The 4361-nt window shown below is 44.2% G+C and carries 5 protein-coding genes; all 5 read left to right on the plus strand.

Going from position 1 to position 4361, the window contains the following annotated elements; genetic code table 11:
- Positions 1 to 142 precede the first annotated feature (142 nt).
- Positions 143 to 679: a peptide deformylase gene (gene def / locus QUB77_RS31290; RefSeq protein ID WP_333180911.1), complete on the plus strand. Its 537-nt coding sequence runs from the start codon at positions 143 to 145 to the stop codon at positions 677 to 679.
- Between the two features lie 82 nt (positions 680 to 761).
- Entirely contained in the window at positions 762 to 1322 is a 561-nt protein-coding gene (locus QUB77_RS31295) for an AAA family ATPase (protein WP_333180909.1), read from the plus strand.
- A gap of 131 nt (positions 1323 to 1453) precedes the next feature.
- Entirely contained in the window at positions 1454 to 2026 is a 573-nt protein-coding gene (locus tag QUB77_RS31300) for a TerD family protein (protein ID WP_333180908.1), read from the plus strand.
- A gap of 99 nt (positions 2027 to 2125) precedes the next feature.
- Complete coding sequence (locus QUB77_RS31305) at positions 2126 to 3580, plus strand: TerD family protein (RefSeq protein ID WP_333180907.1); 1455 nt, start codon at positions 2126 to 2128, stop codon at positions 3578 to 3580.
- A gap of 81 nt (positions 3581 to 3661) precedes the next feature.
- Positions 3662 to 4261: a TerD family protein gene (locus tag QUB77_RS31310; RefSeq protein ID WP_333180906.1), complete on the plus strand. Its 600-nt coding sequence runs from the start codon at positions 3662 to 3664 to the stop codon at positions 4259 to 4261.
- The last annotated feature ends 100 nt before the right edge of the window (positions 4262 to 4361 follow it).

Raw genomic sequence — 4361 nt, forward strand, 5'->3', positions numbered from 1 at the left:
AAGGAAGAAGGAAGAAGGAAGAAGGAAGAAGGAAGAAGGAAGAAGGAAGAAGGAAGAAGGAAGAAGGAAGAAGGAAATAATAATTTGTCAGTAGTTAACGACTAACAAATAACCACTAACCAATAACGACTAACCAATAACTATGGCAGAAATATTACAAATATCGCAATTAGGAAATCCCGTGCTGCGCCGCCGGTCGCAAGTTGTCGAGAATATTAAGGACGATCGCATTCAACAGTTGATTGACAGCTTAATCCGTACAGTACAGCAGGCAAACGGAGTGGGGATTGCCGCCCCTCAAGCGGCTCAGTCTGAGCGCCTGTTCATCGTTGCCTCCCGTCCCAATTTGCGGTATCCCCAAGCACCTCACATGGAACCCACAGCGATGATTAATCCGCGGATTGTGGCTGCATCAACAGAGACAGTCAAAGACTGGGAAGGCTGTTTGAGCATTCCGGGGATTCGGGGATTGGTGCCGAGAAGTAGGGCGATCGAGATAGAATACACCAGTAGAGACGGCAAACTCCACCGACAAGAATTGACAGACTTTGTGGCCCGGATTTTTCAACACGAACACGACCATTTAGATGGAATCGTGTTTTTAGACAGGGTAGAAAGCACCGCAGAACTGATGGCAGAGGATGAGTACCAAAAGCAATTTGTTAATTTACTCCCTTGAGCACAAATCAGTGAGTTGATTTGAGATTTACTTGTTATTACTCGTTTTTTGTAGCAGAGTCATTGAATCTATAACAAATAGTATGAACAGCAATCAACAACCTGCAAATCATCAGCCACAAATTATTTTGATTACGGGGAACATGGCTGCTGGAAAATCAACTGTTGCCCAATCACTTGCCGAACGGTTGCCCAAAAGTGTTCACCTGCGCGGAGATATCTTTCGTCGCATGATTGTGAATGGGCAGGCGGAAATGGCGTTAAATTTGTCAGCAGAGGCATATCAGCAACTTCAACTGCGCTATCACCTGGCAGCAATGGCAGCGCGACACTATCTCCAGGCTGGCTTTACGGTTGTCTATCAAGACATCATCATTGGTTCGGCACTCAGTGAGGTAGTCGCCGCGTTTCATGATGTGCCGTTGTCAGCGATCGTTCTGTGTCCCCAGGCAGAGGTTGTAGCGGCACGAGATGCAGCAAGATCCAAGACCGGATATGCCAACGAAACAATGGTTTATGCATTCGATCGCATCCTCCGCACCGAAACTCCTCGTCTCGGTTATTGGCTGGATTCAACCCATCTAACGGTTAAAGAAACGGTCGATCGGATTTTGGCAATTTTGCAAGATGAATCAGTGAAATAACATCGCTATGTGCCTGAGCGCGATCGCTCCTAAATCAATCGTTTAAAGGGAAGACACCTTATACTTGACATTTAAAATTTGTGGTATAACTGTTAACAATAATATCAAAGATGTTGCGAACAGGAGAGCAAATGTCTATCAATTTGGAAAAAGGCGGGAGAATCAATCTATCTAAAGAAGCACCTGGGCTGAAAAATGCCGGGATTGGTTTGGGATGGGATATCAACGCTACCGACACGGGCGCAGCGTTTGACTTAGATGCTTCCGTGTTTATGTTGGGGGCTACTGGCAAAATTCCGGGCGAAAAATACTTTGTTTTCTACAACAACAAGGAGTCGCCGGACACTGCTGTAATACATCTCGGAGATAGCAGAACCGGAGAAGGATTTGGCGATGATGAAACCGTTACAGTCGATTTAACCAAGGTTGATCCGGCGGTGCAAGAAATTGTGTTTGTGGTGACTATCCACGAAGCAGAATCGAGAAGGCAAAACTTCGGGCAAGTGCGGAATGCTTTTATCAGGATTTACGACACTACTACTAACACAGAGGTAGCTAAGTACGATTTGGACGAGGATTTTTCTAGGGAGACTGCGGTGGAGTTTGGCAAACTTTACAAGAAAGATGGCGAGTGGAGGTTCCAAGCTTTAGGACAAGGCTATAATTCAGGCTTGCAGAAGTTTGTAGAGCAGTATGCCGGATAAAAGGTGGATCGCTACTAGCTAAATAAATCGAGGGGAAATTCGGAAGCCAGAATGTTTCCCTCGATTTTAAGCAATCAGACTCATGAGGTGACAAACCAGATGGGAATTCAATTAAAGAAGGGCGAAAGATTTAATCTTTCTAAAACATCTCCAACTTTAACAAAAGTTGCGATCGCCCTGGGTTGGGAAATAGCAACTGAACTAAGCTTATCTGACTCAAACGCGCCAAGCTGCGATATCGATGCCTCGGTCTTTGCGTTAGGTTCAGACGGCCAAATTCCCGATGAAAGATACTTTGTATTTTACAATAACTCGCAGTCGCCGGACGGAGCGATCGCCCATTCGGGAGATAATCAAACTGGTCAAACTCAAGGGGATGACGAGACAATTTATGTAGACTTAGAAAAGGTAACGGCTGCTGTTGAGGAAATTGTTTTTGTGGTCACGATTCACGACGCACAAGCTAAACATCAAAATTTCAGCCAAATCAGAAATGCTTTTATCCGATTGTACGATCGCCAAACCGACAGCGAACTAGCGCGGTATGATTTAACAGAAGGTTTTTCTGAAGAAACAGCAGTCGAGTTTGGACGATTGTATAAAAAGGATGCAGCTTGGAGATTTCAGGCCGTAGGACAAGGATATAAAGCAGGGTTGCAGAGTTTTGTTGACAAGTATCATTCTGAGATTCAACAGGAAGAAAAACCCGCAAAAATTACAGTAGAACTGCCTAAATTACCAGTTATTGAAGATAGCCACAAAAGTCAGAAAGCTATAGCATTAGACAAAAAGCTTCAGGAGAAAGCGCCGCACATTTTCAATCTCGCTAAGAAAGCCGATATCTCGCTAAAAAAGGCGAATCTCACAAATCACGATGCTCAAGTAGCGCTTTGCCTCGATATTTCGGGTTCCATGTCTTCGCTGTACAGTTCAGGAAAAATTCAGCGTTTGGCAGAGAAGATTTTGGCTTTGGGATGTCGGTTTGATGACAACGCTGCTATCGACATATTTCTGTTTGGAGTCAACCCCCACAATCCCGGTTCCATGTCGATCGACAATTTCTCAAATTTCATCCACCATATACTGCAACAGTATCCTTTAGAAGGAGGTACTTACTACGGTAAAGTAATGAAGGAAATTAGAAACTTCTATTTTCCTGATGGTCGCGGTAGCAGGCGCTACGCAGCTATGAAAGCCGATAGACCTGTCTACGTGATGTTTGTAACTGATGGAGAGACTGCGGACGAGTCGGAAAGCAAGCAGCAGCTACAATGGTCATCATACGAGCCGATATTTTGGCAGTTTATGGCGATCGGCAAATCGCAGAAGGATGTCAAAAGTAAAGGGGTTCGAGGGTGGTTAGCAAGAGCCGTAGCGAGCGATTTTAGCTTTTTAGAGCAGCTTGACCAAATGGGATCTCGCTACCTAGACAACGCCGATTTCTTCAGTTTAGAAGACCCGGAACATATTGCCGATGAGGAATTATACGATTTGTTGACTGCCGAATATCCGCATTGGGTAAAATCAGCACGAATCAAAAATCTCTTACCCTAGAAACAGCTTTTTCATGCCCACAAAATGCTAGCTTAGGGCAATCATTCAACTTCACAATAAACCTTACACAATCACAAAACTATGGCTATCAACTTGACAAAAGGACAATCGATCGTTCTCAGCAAAAGCGAATACGACTTGTCCAAACTGACAATGGGTTTGGGCTGGGATGTTGCACAAGCTAAAAAAGGTCTTTTCGGCCGCAGCAGCGGTGCAAATTTTGACTTAGATTCCTACGCTATGCTGCTGGGAGAAAATGGCAAAATAAAGAACTACAAAGAGGATGTAATTTATTACTCTCATTTGGAGTCAAAGGACAAAACAGTTGTTCACTCAGGCGACAATCTCACAGGGGAGGGAGAGGGAGACGACGAACAAATAGTGGTGAAACTGAGTTCTTTGCCAGCAGAATATCACAAAATTATTTTGGGCGTAAATATTTACGATGGAAAAGAGAGAAAACAGCATTTCGGCCTGGTAGAAAATGCTTTCGTGAGAGCTGTAGATGCCGCCGGCAAAGAAATAGCTCGCTATCGCTTGTCCAATGACCCATCTTATGAAGGAAAATTAAATATGTTGATGGGAGAAGTTTATCGAGAAGGCGGCGAGTGGAAGTTTAAGGCTTTGGGAAATCCTTTGGCTGAAGATTTGAACGGTGTTGTCGGTTCGTTTATGCGGTGATATCAAATTCGTTAAATAGAGGCTTGTAGATACTGTCTTGATCTGTCAAGGGGTAGCCAGCAAATAAGTTGGATCGAAAGGCTTTTGGGACTTTAAAATA

This window comes from Microcoleus sp. AT9b-C3 (assembly GCF_036705485.1).
GTDB lineage: Bacteria > Cyanobacteriota > Cyanobacteriia > Cyanobacteriales > Microcoleaceae > Microcoleus.

Coding starts and splice junctions, on each gene's coding strand:
- def (WP_333180911.1), top strand. CDS start 143: ATGGCAGAAATATTACAAATATCGCAATTAGGAAATCCCGTGCTGCGC.
- QUB77_RS31295 (WP_333180909.1), top strand. CDS start 762: ATGAACAGCAATCAACAACCTGCAAATCATCAGCCACAAATTATTTTG.
- QUB77_RS31300 (WP_333180908.1), top strand. CDS start 1,454: ATGTCTATCAATTTGGAAAAAGGCGGGAGAATCAATCTATCTAAAGAA.
- QUB77_RS31305 (WP_333180907.1), top strand. CDS start 2,126: ATGGGAATTCAATTAAAGAAGGGCGAAAGATTTAATCTTTCTAAAACA.
- QUB77_RS31310 (WP_333180906.1), top strand. CDS start 3,662: ATGGCTATCAACTTGACAAAAGGACAATCGATCGTTCTCAGCAAAAGC.